Source organism: Dolichospermum sp. LEGE 00240 (assembly GCF_015207875.1).
In the GTDB taxonomy this organism is placed as follows: Bacteria; Cyanobacteriota; Cyanobacteriia; order Cyanobacteriales; family Nostocaceae; genus Dolichospermum; species Dolichospermum gracile.
This window is the reverse complement of record NZ_JADEVZ010000008.1, coordinates 17,042-38,405: the sequence shown is the minus strand read 5'-3', so window position 1 is coordinate 38,405 and position 21,364 is coordinate 17,042. Positions and strand designations below refer to the sequence as shown.

8 protein-coding genes and 3 pseudogenes are annotated in these 21,364 nt (G+C 42.6%); 7 read left to right on the top strand and 4 right to left on the bottom strand.

Annotated features, from left to right (window positions below):
* The first annotated feature begins 126 nt into the window (after positions 1-126).
* Positions 127-1,152: a dihydrodipicolinate reductase gene (locus IQ226_RS04265; protein WP_193892525.1), complete on the top strand. Its 1,026-nt coding sequence runs from the start codon at positions 127-129 to the stop codon at positions 1,150-1,152.
* Between the two features lie 84 nt (positions 1,153-1,236).
* Here IQ226_RS04265 and IQ226_RS04260 read toward each other — a convergent pair whose 3' ends face one another.
* Entirely contained in the window at positions 1,237-2,934 is a 1,698-nt protein-coding gene (locus tag IQ226_RS04260) for an arylsulfatase (protein WP_193892522.1), read from the bottom strand.
* Between the two features lie 97 nt (positions 2,935-3,031).
* Here IQ226_RS04260 and IQ226_RS04255 point away from each other — a divergent pair.
* Positions 3,032-3,370 (top strand): annotated as a pseudogene (locus tag IQ226_RS04255) (transposase); the annotation flags it as partial.
* A gap of 338 nt (positions 3,371-3,708) precedes the next feature.
* Here IQ226_RS04255 and IQ226_RS04250 read toward each other — a convergent pair.
* From IQ226_RS04250 to IQ226_RS04240, 3 genes and pseudogenes are all read right to left on the bottom strand, one after another.
* A complete protein-coding gene (locus IQ226_RS04250; RefSeq protein WP_193892519.1) occupies positions 3,709-5,256 on the bottom strand; it encodes a radical SAM protein in 1,548 nt (515 codons plus the stop codon).
* Positions 5,257-5,310: 54 nt separating this feature from the next.
* On the bottom strand, positions 5,311-6,180 hold the full coding sequence (locus IQ226_RS04245; RefSeq protein WP_193892516.1) for a sulfotransferase domain-containing protein: 870 nt from the start codon (positions 6,178-6,180) through the stop codon (positions 5,311-5,313).
* Between the two features lie 163 nt (positions 6,181-6,343).
* Positions 6,344-6,726, bottom strand: a pseudogene (locus IQ226_RS04240) (IS701 family transposase); the annotation flags it as partial.
* A gap of 301 nt (positions 6,727-7,027) precedes the next feature.
* Here IQ226_RS04240 and IQ226_RS04235 point away from each other — a divergent pair.
* The 5 genes and pseudogenes from IQ226_RS04235 (at position 7,028) to gntT (ending at position 21,331) form a co-directional block, all read left to right on the top strand.
* Positions 7,028-8,062 carry a methyltransferase gene (locus IQ226_RS04235; RefSeq protein ID WP_193892513.1) on the top strand — a complete coding sequence of 345 codons (1,035 nt, stop codon included), beginning with the start codon at positions 7,028-7,030 and terminating at the stop codon, positions 8,060-8,062.
* A gap of 206 nt (positions 8,063-8,268) precedes the next feature.
* Positions 8,269-11,247: pseudogene (locus tag IQ226_RS04225) on the top strand (amino acid adenylation domain-containing protein); the annotation flags it as partial.
* Complete coding sequence (locus IQ226_RS24890) at positions 11,236-11,661, top strand: phosphopantetheine-binding protein (RefSeq protein ID WP_370567080.1); 426 nt, start codon at positions 11,236-11,238, stop codon at positions 11,659-11,661. The pseudogene IQ226_RS04225 and the gene IQ226_RS24890, both read left to right, overlap by 12 nt.
* A gap of 25 nt (positions 11,662-11,686) precedes the next feature.
* Positions 11,687-19,597, top strand: coding sequence for a type I polyketide synthase (locus tag IQ226_RS04220; RefSeq protein ID WP_193892504.1), 7,911 nt, complete (start codon positions 11,687-11,689; stop codon positions 19,595-19,597).
* 354 nt (positions 19,598-19,951) lie between these two features.
* Complete coding sequence (gntT, locus tag IQ226_RS04215; RefSeq protein ID WP_193892501.1) at positions 19,952-21,331, top strand: guanitoxin biosynthesis MATE family efflux transporter GntT; 1,380 nt, start codon at positions 19,952-19,954, stop codon at positions 21,329-21,331.
* Positions 21,332-21,364 lie beyond the last annotated feature (33 nt).

The window sequence follows — 21,364 nt, the reverse complement described above, 5'->3', positions numbered from 1 at the left end:
AGTATTGGTAAAGTAACTTTAATTCGGCGTTCGACCGGATTGATTGTTGCTTAAACTTGATGTAAAGCCACCCTCCGCTTCGCTAAAGGGTGGGGTTTCTACCCAATTGTCCAATGAGGATTAGTAATGAAAGAGCCTAAAATTAGAGCGATCGTGTGGGGTTGTGGTATGATGGGTCAGACGCTCATCAGGCACTTGCATGAAAAGGGGATCGAACTTGTGGGTGTGCTTGATCGCAATCCCTCCCGGATTGGCAAAGATGTTGGTGAAATCTTGGAGATCGAGACATCCTTGGGGTTACTCATCCGCCATCCTGATGAAGCCGAGCAAGTTTTTCAAGCTGCAAAGGCCAATGTTTGTATCATCTGTACCCGTAGTATGATGGTAGATCTCTACTCTCCCCTAGAAATGGCAGCCAAACACGGTGTTAATGCTATCACGACTGGAGAAGAAGCCTTCTACCCTTGGACTACCTCCCCCAACCTGACTCAAAAACTGGATCGGCTGGCTAAAGAACACAACTGTACCCTGATCGGTTCTGGTTTTCAGGATGTCTTCTGTGGGCATCTGATCGCCACTGTGGCTGGTGCAACTCACCGCATCGATCGCCTTGAGGTGATTACACGCTACAATGTTAATGATTATGGGAAAATTCTCTCCGAACTGCATGGTGTGGGGCTAACAGTGGCAGATTTCCAACAAGTAATCGCCACCCACAAGACACCTGCTGTCAACTGGCATGTCAACGAGTGGCTCTGTTCCCATCTAGGATGGAGAATTCGGACTCAAAAGCAGCAATTTATACCCACTACAGACACAGAGATTGTCCCAGCCATCTGTCTTGACAGGGATATCCCCGTCGGTGACGTTACGGGAATGAAATCAATCGTCACTACAGAAACCGACCAAGGTCCAATTGTGGAAACTCAGGCGGTGGGAAAGGTCTATAGCACTGGTGAATTTGACAGCCATGAATGCTCTGTGATTGGCGAACCGAGCACTACCCTAAGAATCACTCGGCCTGCTGTAGCGGTCTTAACCTGTGGCACGGTTGTTAACCGATTGTTACAATCGATCGATGCACCTCCTGGTTTTCAAACCACAGATCGGCTGCCACCACCCAATTACCTCAATCTGCCCTTACATCTGTAGGGCTTATCGACAGATCGGGTAGGGGCACCTGAGGCATGAATTGCCCCTACCTGAATGGAAACCAGATCGCCCAAACCGCCTGAACTAGCTGCCTCTGTCAGCAGGCTTTGCGGGGACAACGCCTTTTTCCTGTTCATACTTCTCGTACAAAGCAACCATTTTATTCAACTGCAATGGATACATCTGAGCTAGATCTTTCAATTCAGTGGGGTCAATACTTAGGTTGTACAGATGCCACTTTCCATTTCCCCAGGGCTGCTTCAGCTTGACAATTTTCCAATCTCCCAAGAATAATGCGCTATTTCCTACGCCGTAAAGCTCCATGCCAACAGGTTCATTCAGACCATAGATTCGCTCCGCTTTCCCTTCCAGAAGCGGACGCAGGGAACGCCCTTGCAATGGGAAGATGGGACGTCCCTGATAATTGACACCTGGATGCTTGATTCCAGCGTAATCAAGCAAAGTTGGTGTCAAATCGAGGGAATTAGCGAAGGCATCGATTTTACTCTTAGACTCGATCTCCCCTGGACGGAAAACAATCATCGGCACGCGAATACCACCTTCAGACATTTTCCCCTTGAACCATTGGAAGGGCGTGGTTCCTACTTGCGCCCAAGGTTGTCCGTAGCCCACGAAGGAGTTAGCATTTCCAATATTCTCATAGCTGTTATTAATTCCCATCTTCTTAAACCATGCTTGATAGGTTTGGGGATCTTCCTCGGAGTAGTCATCGCCAGCCGCACTATTGTCACTTAAAAAGACGAAGATGGTATTGTCATACTCGCCGATCTGCTTTAAGTGTTCGACGATCCGTCCAATGTTGCGATCTAGGATGGTCGTACTCGCAGCATAGATTGCCATCTTCTTGGCTTCGTACTGCTGCTGCTCTGGCTTCAACGTATCCCAAGCAGGAACCCTGGGAAATCTGGGTGGTAACTCCAGATAGTCAGGAATGAGAGCCAGTTCCTTCATCCGCTGGAAGCGTTCTTGACGCAACCGATCCCACCCTTTTTTATACTTGTCGATGTGCTTGCTAATCTCTTCCTGGGGTGCCTGCAATGGTTCGTGGGGGGATGTGTAGGCAGCGTAAGCAAAGAATGGCTTGCCATCACCATGATTTTTATCGATGTATTCAATCAACTTGCTCGTATAAGTAACAGTCGAGTAAAAATTTCGGGGCAGTTCGACAGCTTTACCATTTTCCAGGTAAGTGGCTGCTGAATATGGGTCAAATGGCATATGGTTAAAATGACCGCCACCACCTTCGAGTAAAGTAAACGATTGCTCGAAACCTTTATCGGAGGGAAAAGTCCCTGGGATCTTACCCAGATGCCATTTACCAGCCATAAAAGTGTGATAGCCAGCATCTTTCAATAATTGAGGTAGGGTTACAATCCTGTTGTTGAGATAGCCTTCATAGCCAGGCTTCCCCTTTTGATTAGGGGTTAAAAGCTCTTCCATATTCCCAAGACCATTTTGGTGGTTATCCACGCCAGTCAGTAACTGAGAGCGACTGGGAGAGCAAGAGGGCAAAGTATGAAAGTTAGTTAACATTCTGCCCTGTTTAGCGAAGCTATCTATGTTAGGGGTAGGAATCTCACTCCCAAAAGCCCCTAGATCTGTATACCCCATATCGTCAGCGACAAGTATCACAATATTAGGGGATCGGTTCTTGCCTCGATTACTGTTGGCTTGATTGCTTTTTATCTTAACTGAAAAGCCGATGATGCTTAGGCTGGTAAAAATTACCATCAGTAAAAAATTTGGAATTCGTCGGGACATATAGCAATCCTAAATGTAAATGAGAAGTTACTTTAATAGTCTACTAGTGGTCTGTCAATTTTGATTTTGTGCGTTACCGATTTCCAGAATTATTGTGGAACAGTCAATACAGAATAATACTACTCACAATTTTAAGCTTGACTGTCCTGAAAATGTAGAACAAGGAGCAGAAAGTCGCTACCATAAAATTAGTCATTTTCAAGAAGAGATTGAGAAATTATTTGTAAACATATTTTTAGATTTGGATGTAACAGATGATTTAGTACATGGAAATCAAGAACAAGTATTTTTCAATACTTATTATGGAGGATATTGCTATGGACCACTTTATATTTTCTGTGGAAAACATTTATTAGCAGCTAAACTTAGGGCTTCCAATGTAGATCCAGCAGAGGGAGCATTATCAGAATTACAGAGAGTTATTAAACAAATACGTGCAGAATAGAATAATGTAGAGATGTATATATTACCTAAATAGCTCTTGATATTTAACTAAGTTTATCAAAAATATACTTAGAAGATATCCTTTTTTCATCTTTACTATTTATGTATCAAATAAACTTCCTTTGTTTTACTCTTTATGAACAATTTTTTTCGCTTGTGAGAAATCCGGGCTTAGTGTGCAGAGATTTGGAATGCGTATTTTTAAGTTAGAAAGTGCTTGCCGTCGGCAAGCACTTTCTCTATCACCTCATAATGATTATCATTCTCTACAAATTTTGTTTTTTGAGTTTTTCTGGGGATTTTATTTTTTGGAAGTCCCTAAAGAAATAGTTAAACTATTTCCTGAACTAGGCGCTTGTCAAATTCAGCGTGTACTGCGCTCAAATAAGAACCATTGTTGATGGCTGAATTCATCGCAAACAGACGCATCTGCCAATCTGAAACCTCCTCATAGCTTAAATGGAGAGTGTCAGAACAAACTGAAAACAACCCCCCAATCACAGCCGGATCGTCATAGTGTAGAAGACCCAACTCCCGCAAATTCCGATCCTGTGGTGTTCCGGGTAGAGGCGAGATGGTCAGTGGTGCGAGAAAAAATTTCAGTTCTGGATTGATCGCCTTCAGTTCCTGAGAAAGTTCCCATACCGCCTCTTCAAGGTAGAGATAGCTATCATGGTTATCCTCTGGCATCCCAATGATGACTCCGTAGGCAAGATCGGGAACACCAGCTTCAACTATGGCTCGTAGCATCTCACAATGCTGATTCCAAGGTAGGAGCTTTTTATAATTGTCCCTCCCCATAAACGGACGTTCTGCCGGAATGTAAGCATGAAGACAACCGACTTTACCGTCATAGCCCCAGACAGCCTCAATCAGTTCACGATCGGGTGTCAAGTCGGTGTCGTCATAGTTACGTCCGCGTCCTTTTGTTGCTTTTCTGATTTCAATCCCATTGTTCCAAGCGAAACCCAGTTCCATTTGCCTTATCCCGCTCACAATCTCCAGCACCTCCGCATTCCCTTCCGGAAAGAGGACCCGTCCCAGAAATTGATCGGAAGCGGACACAATGAAATCTGCTCCAGCCGCCTTTTGCAGAGCGCACCACTCTAGTGCCCTTTTCGGCGACATTCTTTTATAGCCTGTGCCATATGTAGGAGTCTGACAGAAATCGCACTTGCGATCGCAACCAATGTCAAATACCACTGAACCCACATTCCGAATAGTTCCCTTAAAACCTCCTTCTTTGTATTTTGTCCCTAAGCACTGCTTGACTACTTCTAGTGATGGTAGAGGCCAATCTTCTGGACTGAGTGGGTGATTGCTTTTTGGGTATTGACGACCATCAGCTAAGATGACACCGCTTAGCTGCGATCGCGATTCTCTTCCTAGCACATCGTCAAAAATAGCCCAATTAGCTGCACCAGATTTGTCCGTGACCACTGCTTTTGCCCCGGCTTGCAGGTATAGCTGCGGTACAGCAAGGGCATCAGAACCCCCAACGACAACAGGCTTACTACCACCTGCCAGATGCTTAACTACTTTCAAGGCTAGATCGCGGTATTCTGTGAAATTGCTCGTCACACCCCAAACCTCGTAAGCTTCGGGGTCTAGATTAGAAATTTTTGTCCCTACGTATTTTTTGGTGAGCGGTTTTTCTCTCCATGTCACCGTGCCATATTCTTCAGATTCATTGCCAGCTTGCAGGTTAACCAGTTGAGCGTCAAACCCTCCCGCTTGCAGGCTAGCAAGTAAAACTTGCTTGCTAATCAGAGGCATTCCTACACTTGGAGTAGAATAGGACATTCCATCTGCATCGATTAGTTGATGTTCTGGTAATTCAACTAATCCAATTGTGGGAGCCATGTCATCTTTTAGCATATACTATACTTTTCCTCAATTTCTCTTTCCTTAAAGTTCTCAAAAAATCTATTCTCAGGCTGGTTCTATTACTGCTAATGGAGGTAAATCTCCAGCATTTTCCATCCAACTGACCAATTCAATCGGCAACTTTTCAGAGACAACTTTTTCATAATTTTCAAGCATTTCCGGGGTTAGTAACTCTTTCCACAGACCATTTTTCCCCTTGCCAAAAAATCCTTGAGGAAGAAATCCTGGGGGCTGAAATTTCTCCCAATTCTCTTTCATATAGGCTAGGGAGGATTGATGCAAAATAATTTCTTTTCTTTCAGCATCTAGTTTCAGATTTAGAAAGTTAGCGATTCTTTCAATTTCGTTTAGCTTATCCTTGTCTAAATTAGAATAATGTACGAAAAGCACATTAGGAAGGTGTCTCACTTTCCACCAACTATTTACATTTTCCCAAAAAGACCATAAAGGTGATCCAGTTTCTAGCCATTTATCCCAAAATTCAAAAAAGCTTCCATTAATTAGGGTTTGCCAATGTTTGGGATCGTAACTCCCAGACTGATTATACAGGGATAGGGCAATGTCTCTTGCGTCTCTGACAAGATAAATGTATTTCCAATCGGGATAGTATGGCAGAGCCTCAAAAGGTAGGTGACTCTTGAGAAATCTAGGATCTGGTAAGTTTTCTATATGTTTCAGTTTTGGCTCTGGCGAATCAAACAATGGGTCAGCTACTAGCTCTACCCAGGAACTTAGTTGATGAAGAGACTTAAATTTATTAAATTCACTGTTCCCGTTAATTAGTAGATTGACTATTTGTTGAGTCAAAGTTGTTCCAGCTTTGTAGCAAGAAGCAATGACTATATCTGTTTGCCGGGGTTTAACACCATTCCAAATAGTTGAATCGCAGTCGTAGTCTTTTATTACTAAAGTCATGGTTTGTTGATGTTCGATTGCCTATTTAATAAATATGCTGCCTGCTCATTCTCCAGTCTCAAGGCAGTTACGTTACCGTTGGCGCGATCGCCCCCAACTAAAAGACTGGGATATTTTAGGACTTACGCATTGACAAAAAACATTATCTATGTATTCTAGATTATTGGACTTTCTCCTCATCTGGCAGATATAAAATATAATGTCTAGAGTCTTCTTTTTTAAAGTCTTTCCTAAACAACTTTATAAATCCAAATTCTTTCAGATGAGGTGACTAAATTTAAGCCAATATATAGTTTTATGAACTTTACCTGACCAAAAATAACTGATTAATTCGGCATTTTTAGGGTCGCTGTAAATCTTTTCTATGACTGTATCGTCTACACTTAATATCCCTCCTACCAAGTTGATGATTTTCTCTATTATGCTGAATAAATCTTTAGGTTCGTATCTCTCTCTCAATAAAAAGCGGTTTACACTATCATCTGAAACATCTCCCAATATCTCTGCTAACCTACTGCACCCTCCATACTTTGGCTCTGACAGCAAAAATAAGGTGTAGATGTCTAGATTGCATTGTGCTGTCGAGGGTCTAGTAATTTCTCTCATACTCTCATACCCATTACTAGACAACCCTTATTTATCAATACACTATTTTGTTATTCTGTCAATGCGTAAGTCCTATATTTTATTGATTTGTACACCCTGAGTCCTCAACCGTCAAGTGATCCCATTTTTAAGTTTTGTATCGTAAAAGTAAGAAAAATTATTTGAATAATTTTAATAAATTTTGATAAACTGTGATTTTGCATTACGATCAAACTTACTAGCAAGTTATAATAAGTACAACATGGCAACCAGTGAAACCCAAGAAACAGCGTCATCATCTATAATTGCTTTTATCAAGCTAATCAATGGCTCACGAATTTTACAAGCGATGAATGTAGCTGCTAGGTTAGGCATCGCTGACTTGCTAAAAGATGGAGCCAAGAGTATTGAGGATCTATCCCAAGCTAGTGATAGTCATGCTCCATCACTGTATCGAGTGCTTCGCGCCCTTGCAAGTGTCGGTGTTTTTACTGAAGTTGAACCTTGCCGATTTGCGTTGACTCCGATCAGTGAATATCTCCAGAGTGACATTCCTGGCTCCTTACGCTACCTGGCTATAATGCATGGCGAAGAGTGGTTTTGGAGCGGTTTAGCTGAAATGTATCGCTCTGTCAAAGAGGGTAAACCTGGAATCAGCTACGTTTATCCAGTAAACAGCTATTGGGAATACCTCGTCCAAAATCCAGAACCCAAGGCTATCTGCGATCGCGGAATGCTTGATGTTACCAAAAATTTATATAAGTCGTTCATCAAATCTTATGACTTCTCAAGTTTTACCAAAGTTGTAGACATCGGCGGTGGCACAGGCAATTTAATCTCATCGATTCTGAAAGCTAACCCGCACTTGCAGGGTATACTCTTCGATCTACCGGAAACTGTTACCGAAGGAGCAAAGTTTCTGGAGATAGAGGGACTAGCCAACCGCTGTGAAACAGTAGGTGGAGATCTACTAAAATCTGTACCTGTCGGTGGGGATCTCTATATAGTTTCATTCGTGCTAGTAGATTGGGATAATAGTAGTTGTTTAAAAATTATCAAGAACATACGTCAGGCTATAGTGGAGACAGGGAAATTACTGATCGTTGATTTTATTATTACTCCCGGTGATGAATATCATCAAGCGAAATGGGTAGATATATTTGAGCTATGTATGGGCAATGGACGAGTACATACTGAGACAGAATATAGAGAAATATTTGAACAAGCTGGTTTTCGATGGTTACGTACTTTACCTACGGAAGCCGCTGCTAGCGTCATAGAAGTAGTACCTGTATAACTTAAGGCGCTTCTATATTAATAAATATTGTGTCGAGATTGCAACTTCTGCTAGACTGAGGAAACTCAATTAAGTTAATTTGGCTCTAAGAAACAGAAACTTCAAGAGCGATCTTTGAAATCACCACCAATACCGTAAAGTTAGGTAAAAATGATGTTAAATTCGTTACACAAGACTCATTTACATTAGTTTCAAGGAAGGCTATCATGGTACTGCGTCCCCAAATTGTTAAGCCAATCCCCTCCAAAATGCCTCTGATTTCTGGGAGCGATCGCAATTTTCAGCCAGAACTCCCTGAATCTAGTACAGAAAATTTAACTAAATGTTTTCCCCTCTCTTATGCTCAGAAAGCCTTGTGGTTAATCTATCAAATGGCTCCGGAAAGTGCAGCATACAACATCTATAATACGGTACGGATCTCCTCTAAGTTAAACATACAAATATGGTATCGAGTATGGCAGAAAGTTGTAGAACGCCATGCAATATTGCGTTCTACATATACCAATTGCAACGGCGAACCAATTCAGATAGTTCATGCTCACCAAGAAATTGATATTAAGTTAACAGATGTATCGTCTTGGAGCGAAACATTTTTGAAGCAACAAATTCTGGCAGAAGCTCATCGCCCTTTTAATTTAGAACGAGGTAAGCTATTGCGGGTCAATCTATTTACTCGTTCCCTCACAGAACATATTCAACTGATTGCAATACATGAAATTGTAGGAGGAATGCCATCTATTAACATAATGATTGATGAATTTATCGTTTTGTATCAGATAGAATTGAACGCATTGACCTAAACGAAAATAATGATAAAAACTAACTTTTCAAACGATAATGCGCTCCCGTTACCTAGTCAGCAATACGAGGACTATGTACGTTGGCAATCTGAGATGTTAGCGACTTCCGAAGGAGAGCGACTTGCGGCTTACTGGGAAAAACAATTGATGGGTGAGTTGCCATTCCTAAATAATCCGCTTGTAGATCGGCCAAACCCCACTGTACAAACTTATAGAGGAGATGTATATCTCGATCGTCTCCAAGAATTGACTATATTTAAACTGAAAAAACTAGAAAAAATTGAAAAAACAAGCATTTTCCAAATTTGTCTAGCAGCTTTCTATGTATTACTCGAACGCTTATCAGGTCAAGAAGAGATCCCGCTCGGAGTGCCGATGACTACTGGTTGGCCAGGACTAAAGGAGTGTGAAAGAGTAGTTGGGATGTTGGCTAACCCAGTAGTTTGTCGGGTAAATCTGGCCGGAAATCCTACCTTTAAAGAACTTCTCGTTCGAGTTTCTAGCACATTAAACGAAGTAAAAGAGTATAGAGATTATCCTTTTTCTCTGTTAGTCTCCCGGCTGAAACCTCACCGAAATAATAGCAACTCCCCAATTTTGCAAGTGTGCTTTGGTTGGGAAACCCAAACCTGGTATGAAAAGAACAACTTATTATTTGAAAGAGGCGATCGCGCCCTAAAAATAGAACCATATCTGCTCGGAGAGCAAGGTGGAGGGGCTTTCGATCTCTATTTGACAATACTGGAAGCTGGCGATAATTTGCAACTTTGCTGGAAATATAGTACAGACTTATTTAATGCTAGTACAATCACCTGCATTGCCAGCTATTTCCAAACTCTACTGGCAGGAATTATCACTAGTCCAAACCAGCACATTGCAAAATTACCACTTTTGACAGCAGCAGAGCAACATCAACTGCTCGTGAAATGGAACAATACTCAGACAGATTGTTGCCAAGAGCGATGTATTCATCAATGGTTTGAGGAATTAATAGAGCGATCGCCAAATGCTGTGGCGGTAGTTTTTGAAGGGAAGCAACTTACCTATCTAGAACTTAATCAGCAGGCAAACCAGTTAGCTCGATACTTACAGACACTAGGGATTGAACCAGAGGTCTTAGTGGGTATCTGTGTAGAGCGATCGCTAGAAATGATTGTAGGCATCTTGGGGGTTCTCAAAGCTGGCGCAGCTTACGTGCCGTTAGATCCCAACTATCCTCAAGAGCGCTTGGCTTATATGGTAGCAGATTCTCAACTACCAGTGCTGTTAACTCAGCAACGATTAGTTGAGGGACTTCCTACAAGCACTGCCAAAGTGGTTTGCTTGGACTCAGACTGGGAGACAATTACCTCTTTTAGTAAAGAGAATCCAGTCCACAAAGTCACACCTGATAACTTAGCTTATGCAGTCTATACTTCAGGTTCGACGGGCAAACCTAAAGGAGTTTTAATTGCCCATAGGGGATTGTGTAACTTAGTTGAAGCTCAAATTCGCAGTTTTTCTGTACAGCCAAATAGTTGCGTTCTCCAGTTTGCTTCGTTTAGCTTTGATGCCTCAGTCTCAGAAATTTTTATGGCTCTTGGGGCTGGGGCAAAGTTGGCGATCGCCCACCCAGAATCTTTACAGCCTGGACCTGATTTAATCAAGCTATTTCAAAAACAAAAAATAACTCATGTAACTCTGCCTCCCTCAATCCTCGCAGCTCTACCTTATCAGGAGTTGCCCACATTGCAAACTATGATTGTGGCGGGAGAAAATTGTCCCCCAAACTTGGCTAAAAAATGGTCTAAAGGACGACGATTCTTTAATGCCTACGGCCCTAGTGAAACAACTGTCTGTGCTACTATTGCTGAAATCACCGACATTGACGATAAACTTCCTATTGGTCGACCAATTGCTAACACGCAAGTCTACATTTTAGACCGTCATCTTCAACCCGTACCAATTGGCGTACCAGGGGAACTACAGATCGGTGGTATTGGTTTAGCTAGAGGTTATCTCAACCGTCCTGATTTAACCGCAGAAAAGTTTATTTCTAATCCTTTTAGCCAAGAAAAAGGAGCGCGTCTCTACAAAACGGGGGATTTAGCCCGCTACTTACCTGACGGCAATATCGAATTTCTAGAGCGTATAGATCGTCTAGTAAAAATTCGGGGTTTTCGGATCGAACTGAGGGAAATTGAATCTATACTGATACAATACCCCTCGGTACAACAAGCAGCAGTTATCGACCGAGAAGATATACCAGGAAATAAACGTCTTGTTGCCTATTTAGTTGCTCAGGACAACCTAAAACTTGGTGAATTAAGAAATTTTCTGAAAACAAAACTGCCAGACTATATGCTGCCTAGTGCCTTTGTGTGTTTGGCAGCAATGCCTGTTACTTCTAGTGGCAAGCTAGACCTTCGTTCACTCCCAACTCCCGCAGATTTACGCCCAGAATTGGAAACGGTTTATGTCAATCCTGAAACCGAGATTGAGACAATGATTGCTACTGTTTGGCAAGAAGTCCTTGGACTAAAAAAGGTGGGAGTTAACGATAATTTCTTTGAACTAGGCGGTCATTCCTTACTAATACCTCAGATCCATAGCAAATTGTTGGAAGTTGTCGGGCAACAAGTTTCTATTGTGGAACTGTTTCAATACCCAACCATACAATCTTTGTCTAATCATTTGAGTCAGAAAAAAAATATACAGCCTGAATCTCCCTCAATTCATAAACGTGCCAGTACCCGTTGTGCGCTAATCGCAGAAAACGAACAACAGCGGCAACGCCGAAGAAAGCATCGCGATCGCTAATATTCAGTAAAAAAATATTAAACAAATGAACACAGATTATTCAACCGATTCAATTGATAAATCAGCCCTAGCAATTATCGGTATGTCTGGACGCTTTCCAGGCGCTAAAAATATTGATGAATTTTGGCAAAATTTAAAAAGTGGAGTGGAATCTACTTGTAGTTTTTCTGAGGAAGAACTTCTATCAGAAGGTATAGACTCAGTTTTGGTAAACGATCCGCACTACGTAAAAATTGGTTCGATGCTATCAGACATCAGCGGATTTGATGCTGCTTTCTTTGGATTTAGTGCCAGAGAAGCTGAATTAACTGACCCACAACAGCGGATATTTTTGGAGTGCGCTTGGGAAGTATTGGAAAATGCTGGTTATAATCCTGAAATCAGCGACTCTGCAATTGGTGTTTACGCAGGAGCAGGGATGAATGTTTACTTGCTCAATAATGTTCATCCTAACTATAATTCATCAGGTCGTTATTTAATAGACTCAGCCCTCGGCACTCAAATAATGATTGGCAATTATGAAGATTATTTGCCAACACGGGTTTCTTATAAACTCAATCTGAAAGGCCCTTCAGTTAATGTTCAAACCGCCTGTTCTACTTCCTTGGTTGCTGTTCATATAGCCTGCCAGAACTTGCTAAATGGCGAGTGCGACATGGCTTTAGCTGGTGGAATTTCTCTGCTGCTGCCACATAAAGCTGGCTATATGTATCAGCAGGGGATGATTGTCTCTCCTGACGGGCATTGCCGCGCCTTTGATGCGAAGGCACAGGGAACATTTTTTGGCGATGGCGTGGGAGTTTTACTGCTCAAGCGATTGCAAGATGCGATCGCCGATGGAGATTACATCCATGCCATTATTAAAGGTTCTGCCATTAATAACGATGGCAATTTAAAAGTAAGCTACACCGCTCCCAGTGTCGAAGGTCAAGCCGAAGTAATTGCCGAAGCTCACGCTGTAGCTGGAATTAATGCCGAAACTATCAGTTATATAGAAGCTCATGGCACGGGAACAGCAATTGGAGATCCGATTGAAATTGCCGCACTCTCTAAAGCATTTGGTGCTAGTACCCATAAAAAGGGATTCTGCGCGATCGGTTCAGTAAAAACAAATGTCGGACATCTAGGGGCGGCGGCTGGTATAGCTGGTTTGATCAAAACAGTGTTGGCTCTAAAACATCAATTAATTCCTGCCAGCCTCCACTTTGAAAAACCAAATCCTCAAATTGACTTCGCCAATAGCCCTTTCTACGTCAATAGCCAATTGTCGGAATGGAAAAGAAACGGTACTCCAAGACGCGCTGGAGTGAGTTCTTTTGGCTTCGGTGGTACAAATGCTCATATAATTTTAGAAGAAGCTCCTCTTGAGACAGTCAAAAGTAAAAATGTTGTCGCTCAATGCCCGCAGTTAAAATTAAAAAGTCAGTTATTATTAATATCTGCTAAAACCAGATCTGCACTCGATACTGCTACTAAAAATTTAGCCGCACACTTAAAGGAAAATCCCGATCTTAATTTAGCTGATGTAGCTTACACTCTAAGCATCGGTCGGAAGGCTTTCAATCATCGGCTAGCCGTTGTTTGTTCCAGTGTTGACGAAGCAGTTTCTACTCTGACTACCCTCGAATCAAAACGAGTTTTTATCAATGAATTACAGGATATTAAGAAACGACCTGTTATATTTATGTTTTCGGGACAGGGTTCTCAATATGTGAATATGGGGCGGGAACTTTACGAGAACGAGCCGATATTTTGCGAACAGGTCGATCTGTGCTGCGAACTGTTAGAATCTCATTTAGGCTTTGACCTCCGAGATGTATTTTACCCTAATCAGGAAGAGGAACAAGACGACTATTCCCTGCAAGAAACTGCCATTACTCAGCCTGCATTATTTGTCATCGAATATGCCCTCGCACACTTATGGATGGAGTGGGGGATTCTTCCGGTGGCTGCGATCGGTCATAGCATTGGCGAATATGTAGCGGCAACTATTGCTGGCGTTTTCTCCTTAGCAGATGCACTAGCTCTGGTAGCAGCACGGGGTAAATTAATGCAGTCAATGCCAAAAGGGTCAATGCTTGCCGTTCCCCTCACCGCACCAGAACTGCAACTGCTGCTGGATGGGCGTGTACCAGAGTTATCCTTAGAGGTGGCACTAATTAACTCCCCAGCGGATTGTGTAGTGTCAGGAACGACCGAAGCGATCGCGGAATTAGAGAAGCAGTTAGCTGTCAAAGGTCTGGAGTGTCGCCGCTTACATACCTCCCATGCCTACCATTCACAGATGATGGAACCCATTTTGGCACCCTTCACTGAATTAGTTGAAAAAGTTAACCTTCAGGCTCCAAAAATTCCTTATATCTCTAATCTTACTGGTACTTGGATTACAGCGGCAGAAGCCACAAATCCCAGTTATTGGGCACAGCATCTCCGGCAAACAGTCCGCTTTGCCGAAGGCGTGCAACAGTTTTGTGCCAAACCAGACCAAATCTTGCTAGAAGTAGGTCCAGGGCGGACGCTGAGTAGATTGGTAAAACGACATCCAGATCGACGTGCCGAGCAAATTATACTTACTTCGCTACCCCATCCCCAAGAAAACCAATCAGATCTAAGCTGTTTATTAAGTACATTGGGTCAGCTTTGGGTAGCTGGTGTAGAGGTAGATTGGTTAAGATTTTATACCCATAAGCAGCATTATCGCCTCCCCTTGCCCACTTATCCTTTTGAACGGCAGCGGTACTGGCTCGAACCGCCCCAACAGGTCAAGCCCAAGGGCAAAGTCCAGCAGATTGAAAAAAATTTGGCACCGAGTTCTCCCTCTTCACAACTGAATGAGTTAGTCGAAAACAATAACAAAGATACTGTCAAAACCCCACAACTTACATTAGGCAAAAAGCCAGATATTGCTGACTGGTTCTATGCCCCATCGTGGCGGCGATCGCCGATTTCATTTAAACCAAATGAGATCGAGTTTGGTGCCTGCACTCTCGTGTTTATAGATGACTGTGGTTTGGGTTCTCAATTGGTAAAAGCTCTGGAACTGAAAGGTCATAATAAAGTGGTCAGCGTTAGAGTTGGCTCTCAGTTTACCAGGATTGAGCCTCGCAATTATCTCTTTAATCCCCAACAAAGAGATGATTATGATGCCTTGCTTAAAGAATTAATCGCCGAAAATTTACTTCCCAAAACTATCCTTCATTTATGGAGTGTTGCGCCTAAAGAACAGAAAAACTCAGAACTCGATTGGGTGGAAACGTCTCAGAATCGAGGATTTTATAGTCTGCTATTTCTAGCACAAGCAATTGGCAAACAGCAAATTAGTGATGAGATCCACATCGCGGTAGTAACAAACAATATGCAGAATGTTACCGACTTTGATCTGTTATGCCCAGAACAAGCAACTGTGTTGGGTCCGTGTCAAATCATTCCGATAGAATATTCTCACATTAGCTGTAGCAGCATTGATATTGTGCTGTCCGAATTGGGTACAGGATCGGAGCAACTCAGAGACCAAATCTTATTAGAAATTGCAACCAAACCATCTGACTCAATTATTGCCTATCGAGACAGCGATCGCTGGGTGCAAACCTTTGAACCAGTAAAATTAAAGGCAAGAGAACCGGAGCCAGATTGTGCCTCCGCACTTCTTCTTGCCTCCCGCTTCAGGGAAAAGGGAGTCTATCTCATCACTGGTGGATTGGGGGGAATTGGTCTGACCCTAGCAGAATATCTGGCACAGACTGTTCGGGCTAAACTAATTCTAACTACCCGTTCCGCTTTTCCTTCCACAGATGAATGGGACCAATGGCTGGACACTCACGATGAGCAAGATGCTACAAGCTCCAAGATTCGGAAATTGCAGGCGATGCAATCTCTAGGAACAGAAGTAGCGATCGCCCACGCCGATGTTGCTAATCGACAACAAATGCAAACTGCGCTCGCTCTACCGAGCGAGCGATGGGGTCAAATTCATGGCATCATCCACGCCGCTGGTGTTCCTGGTGGGGGAGTGATTCAATGGAAAACACGAGCAATGGCACAACGTGTTCTAGATTCCAAAGTGAAGGGGACACTGGTACTCGATACACTCTTCAAAGATATTCAACTTGATTTCTTTGTAAATTGCTCATCAATCACTGCGATCCTGCCTCTATTCGGACAAGTAGACTACTGTGCGGCGAATGCCTTTCTGAACGCTTTTGCCCACTATAAAACCGCCAAAGATGGCACTTTTACCGTATCAATTAACTGGGATACTTGGCAAGAAGTTGGGATGGCAGTAGCGGCAGCAAAACAGCAGACAGGAGACAGATCGACTCAGATTCCTGAAATCAAAAAAGTGACCGATTCTTTATTCCACAAATGTATAGTTGAGGAAGATCGAGAGATATATGTTACAAATTTGAGCGGTTCCACACACTGGCTTTTGGATGAACATAGAGTTTTAGGTAAACCAACACTACCAGGAACAGCTTATTTAGAAATGGCCCGATCTGCTTTTGAAGCTCACGCTAATGGCGGCTGTATTGAAATCCAAGACGTATATTTTCTGAATCCCTTGGTAGTCGGTGAGAATGAAGTAAAAGAAGTTCGGACAATTATTAACAAACAAGGAAGTAATTTTGAATTTTCGATTGTCAGCCCAGATCCCGCTGACGAAGGATGGCAGCAACACGCGATCGGAAAAATTACCTCTATCGAGGCAGAATCGCCAGAAAAATTTGAAGTAAAACAGTGGGAAAACCAGTGTCAGGAAAAAATATTAAACCCAAAAAATCATGAGGAAATCATGGAGTTTGGACCTCGATGGGATAGCCTACAGCAATTAAATTTTGGCGAAAATCAGGGGTTTGCCTACTTGGAGTTGCCAGCAGCATTTGCCGCCGATCTTAAGACCTATAAGCTCCATCCAGCCTTATTGGATACAGCCACCAGTTTTATGAGCTTAAAACATGGTGGTGATTATCTGCCATTTTCTTATAAAAGACTGAGAATCAAAGCAGCTTTGCCTGCCAAGTTTTATAGCTATATTAAGTGCGAAGAAAATCATCACTCGGAGGGAAAAACCCTGAAATTTAACATAGCGATCGCTGATGAACAAGGAAGAGTAATTGTTGAAATTGAAGACTTACTTATCAGAAGCATAGAGCGCACCGAACTTGGCAGTAAAAATCAAAACCAGTCTACTGCTGAACCCGAAAACTTCTCCTTAGAGATAGGATCGCCAGGTTTGTTAGAGACATTAACATTTCAGCCTACCACCCGCCAGAAACCTCGACCTGGTGAAGTAGAAATTGAAGTTTCTGCCACTGGTATTAACTTTAAGGAAGTCCTGCTCGCACTAGGGATGCTTTCTATTCAATCTGATACACCTAAACAGTTTGGCTGGGAATGTGCAGGAAAGATTGTCTCACTAGGAGCAGGAGTTGAGGAATTTCAGATCGGAGATGAAGTGATTGCCTTTGGCTCTTCCTGCTATAGCCAATTTACAACTACTGCGTCCAAATTGGTAGCCCCTAAACCCGCTCATTTGAGTGCGGAGGAAGCGGCAACAATTCCGGTAGCTTTTATGACTGCCTACTATGCTTTAGTGAAATTAGCCAGACTTTCTCAGCGCGAAAAAGTTCTCATTCATGCTGCTGCTGGGGGTGTTGGGTTAGCCGCAGTGAAAATTGCTCAGATGCTAGGTGCAGAAATCTTTGTTACAGCAGGTAAACCAGAAAAAAGAGCATTTCTACATAATCTTGGCATTGAGCATATTATGGATTCCAGATCTCTGGCTTTTGCCGATGAAGTAATGAAACGCACTGATGGCAAAGGTGTGGACGTAGTATTGAACTCTTTAAATGGGGAATTTATACCCAAGAGCCTTGCGCTGCTAGCACCCTACGGACGCTTTCTAGAAATCGGGAAACGGGATATCTATGAGAATAGTCAGTTGGGTTTGCGACCTTTTGACAACAACTTATCGTTTTTTGCCATTACCGTAGAGCCAAACCTCCCTAATTTTAATTCCATCTTGCGGGAAGTTGTTCGCTACTTCCAAGATGGTAATCTTAGTCCGCTACCGCAGCAGGTATTTCCGATTACTGAAGTAGCTAGTGCTTTTGATTATATGGCACGAGCTAAACATATTGGCAAGGTTGTGGTATCGCTGGAGAATAAAGCAGCGGTAAAATCTCTGATTACTGAGGGTGGAAATGCTCTCAAAGGAACTGGAACTGTTCGGAGTAGTCAATCTTTTGCTGCTAATGAGCATCAACAGCAATCTGAAGTTAAAAACGTAATTCTCAAACACCTGAATGAAGGGTTATTACCTACTGAAGGTGTAGATGTTTTTCAACGAATTTTGGCAAGTAATCTACATCAGGTGATTGTATCGACACGAGATTTAGAGTCTGTTTTTCAGCAAAACTCTGTCTCTGCTCTCCTGGGTTTTCTAAAAGAATCAGCCTCAGAAGATCTATCTCAACTGGCACAACCGCGCAGGAAGTTTAGCAATGCTTACGTGGCTCCCCGCAACCAGCTAGAGCAAACGATTACCGAAATTTGGCAGCAATTTTTCCGAGTTGAGCAAATGGGAATTGAGAATAACTTTTTTGATTTGGGAGGAGACTCCCTAATGGCGGTCCAACTCATCTCTCAGGTCCGCAAAACGACCGGTGTAGATATATCATTGGATTGCTTGTTAGACTCACCCACTGTGGCTGGACTTGCAAGTGCTATCTCTACGCTACGTCAGCAGAAAACTACCAATGCTATTGTCACAAATAAGGCGATCGATTTGAAGGCTGAAGCGGTACTAGATTCTAGCATTCATCCTGAAACATTCCCGATTGAGTTTATTACTAACCCAGATGCTATTTTGTTGACGGGGGCTACAGGATACATTGGTACTTATTTACTTGACGAACTCCTCAAACAAACTTCAGCAAATATTTACTGCTTGGTTCGTTCTGCTAACCTTGATGAAGGCAAGCAGCGGATTCAACGCAAGCTAGAATCATCTGGATTATGGAATGGAAATTACCACGGCAGAATTCTTCCTGTTATCGGCGATCTATCCGCTGAACATTTAGGTCTTGACAAGCAACAGTTTTACACCCTTGCTAATCAGATTGATGTAATTTATCACAACGGTGCATGGGTTAATTTTGTTTATCCCTACTCCATGCTGAAGCCAGCAAATGTTCTGGGAACTCAGGAAGTTTTGAGATTGGCTTTTCAAAACAAAGTAAAGCCTGTACATTATATTTCTAGTTACGCGATTATCGCTACAATTTATTCACAAGCTAAATTGGTTCGAGAATCAGATCCCCCGATCTACAACTCACGTTTAGAGCGGGCGTTGGGCTACGGTCAGAGTAAATGGGTGGCAGAAAATTTGGTGACGCAGGCTCGCGATCGCGGTCTTCCTGTATGTATTTACAGACCTGGAGAAATTATTGGCAATCAAAAAACAGGTATTCCTAATCCGAATCAAATGATGTGGGCAATCATCAAAAGTTGTATTCAAATGGGAATAGCACCGGAACTGGAGACAATCATTGACTGGACTCCTGTAGACTATATTAGCAGGGCAATTGTTCATCTATCGCGGCAAAAAGAATCCCTAAAAAAGGTATTTAATTTAGTGAATCCACAAATAATTACTTGGCGTGAACTGTTTAATTCAATCTGCTCTTTGGGGTACTCCCTAGAGCTAATTCCAGCTGATAAGTGGCGCTCACATCTGATTGAACATGCCGAAAATCACCCAGAAAATGCTTTACACCCATTTTTGCCGATGTTTGCTGAGAAGATGGCTTTTGGGGAATATCTGCCTCAGTTGGACTGTCAGAATACCCTGAATGGATTGGTAGGTACGGACATCGTTTGTCATGGTTTAGAGACACAATTGATCCAAGCTTACTATTCACATTTGATTACGGGTTAAACCAGATAATTTAGATGCGTTTCCCCTGATCTCCCCATCCCCCGTCCCCTAAACTTTCATACCTGAATTCAGCAACACCTAGAGTATAGTATAGTAGAGCTTTGACTAACTAACGTAAGTTGCTAAGAGGATGTTTGGAAAGTATAGCTTATTACCTCATCAGGGCTATTTTATACTCGATCAATAGTCTCGAAGCCTAAATTTTCCATTCAACTCCGTGCCATTAATGTATATTTTCAGGCTGTAAATCTGGTACTCTCCGTATTTCCAAACATCCTCTAAGTACTTTTCCTTTGCCACACTCCAAAACTAAAACTCGCGCAACTTGCGTCAACTAGCAATTTGAGTTAATTTATGAACCTAATGCTCCCTAGCGATTATGAATTCCTCCCTCGCTTCTTTCGACTAGCGATCACCAACATCATATCCAATATCATGACCCCACTGGCTGGTTTGATCAGTATCAGCTTTTTGGGACATCTTGACGAAATTCATGACTTAACTGGAGTCGCCTTGGCTACAAACTTGCTAAATAGCCTCTACTTCATCTTATCATTTTTACGAATGGGTACCACTGGGGTAACAGCTCAAGCAGTAGGCAGAAATGACCCAGAGGCTTTGCTGTTAGTAGTACTACGTAATAATTTGATTGCGCTGACTTTGGGTCTGGCACTCTTACTCTTCCAGTATCCTTTGGCAGAGCTGGGGTTTGGTCTTCTCAACGTTGTCCCAGAGGTCAAAGCTTCGAGTCTTGCCTATTTTTACACCCAAATTTGGGCAGCTCCTGCAGTCTTGCTCAACTTTGTCCTGATGGGTTGGTTTCTAGGACAGGAAAAAAATGGATTGGTTGTATTGTTCGCTGTGGTTGGCAACCTTGCCAAGATCGCACTCGATTACCTCTTGATTTTCCAGTGGGAATGGGCAAGTACAGGGGCTGGACTCTCATATGCTATCAGTCAGTATCTGACCCTGTTGCTGGGATTAATTTTTTTCTGCTTAGAACTCAACTGGCAAGAGGTAAAATCGGTAGTTAGCAAAATCTGGGAATTCTCGGCAATCAGATCTACCTTAACCCTCAATGCAAATATCTTTCTCAGCAATTGCTGTTTGATTTTTGCTGTCTTAATTTTTAACTATCAGGGGGTAGGGATGGGAAGTAATAATTATACTGAAAATGCGTTGCTCTTACAGATATTCATCCTATGTGGCTATTTTGTTGAAGGACTAGGATTTGCGACAGAAGCACTGGTCGGCAACTCTAAAGGGAAAGGAGCTTCACAGCAGTTAATCCCATTGGCCAGTGTCTCTGTTGAAACTGCGCTGCTAGTGGCACTCTCTTTCGGCGGAGTATGTTGGCTATTTCCTCAGACTGTTTTTGGCTTTTTAACCGACCATAAGGAACTTACAGAGCATATTAATATTTATATTCCCTGGTTAGTACTTGTATTGTTGTGCAGTTCATTGGCTTGGATTTTGGATGGATACTTTTTGGGTTTAGCACAAGGGCATACCCTGCGGAATGCCAGTTTAGCCGCTTTTATACTGGGATTTGTACCGACAATTTTTGTCGCCTATAATTTTCAGAGCAACCATATTTTATGGCTGGCTTTATCTTTGTTTTTTGCAATCAGAATGATGGGACTGGGGCTAAAGTTGCCCAGCAGTTTTACCATTGATGGTGAAGACGATCTTGTTTCTCTTGGCTCTGTGGGAGCAAAATCTCTCGAACAATAGTAACCCAAGTTGCTAGTTATAGTGAAAAGCAAT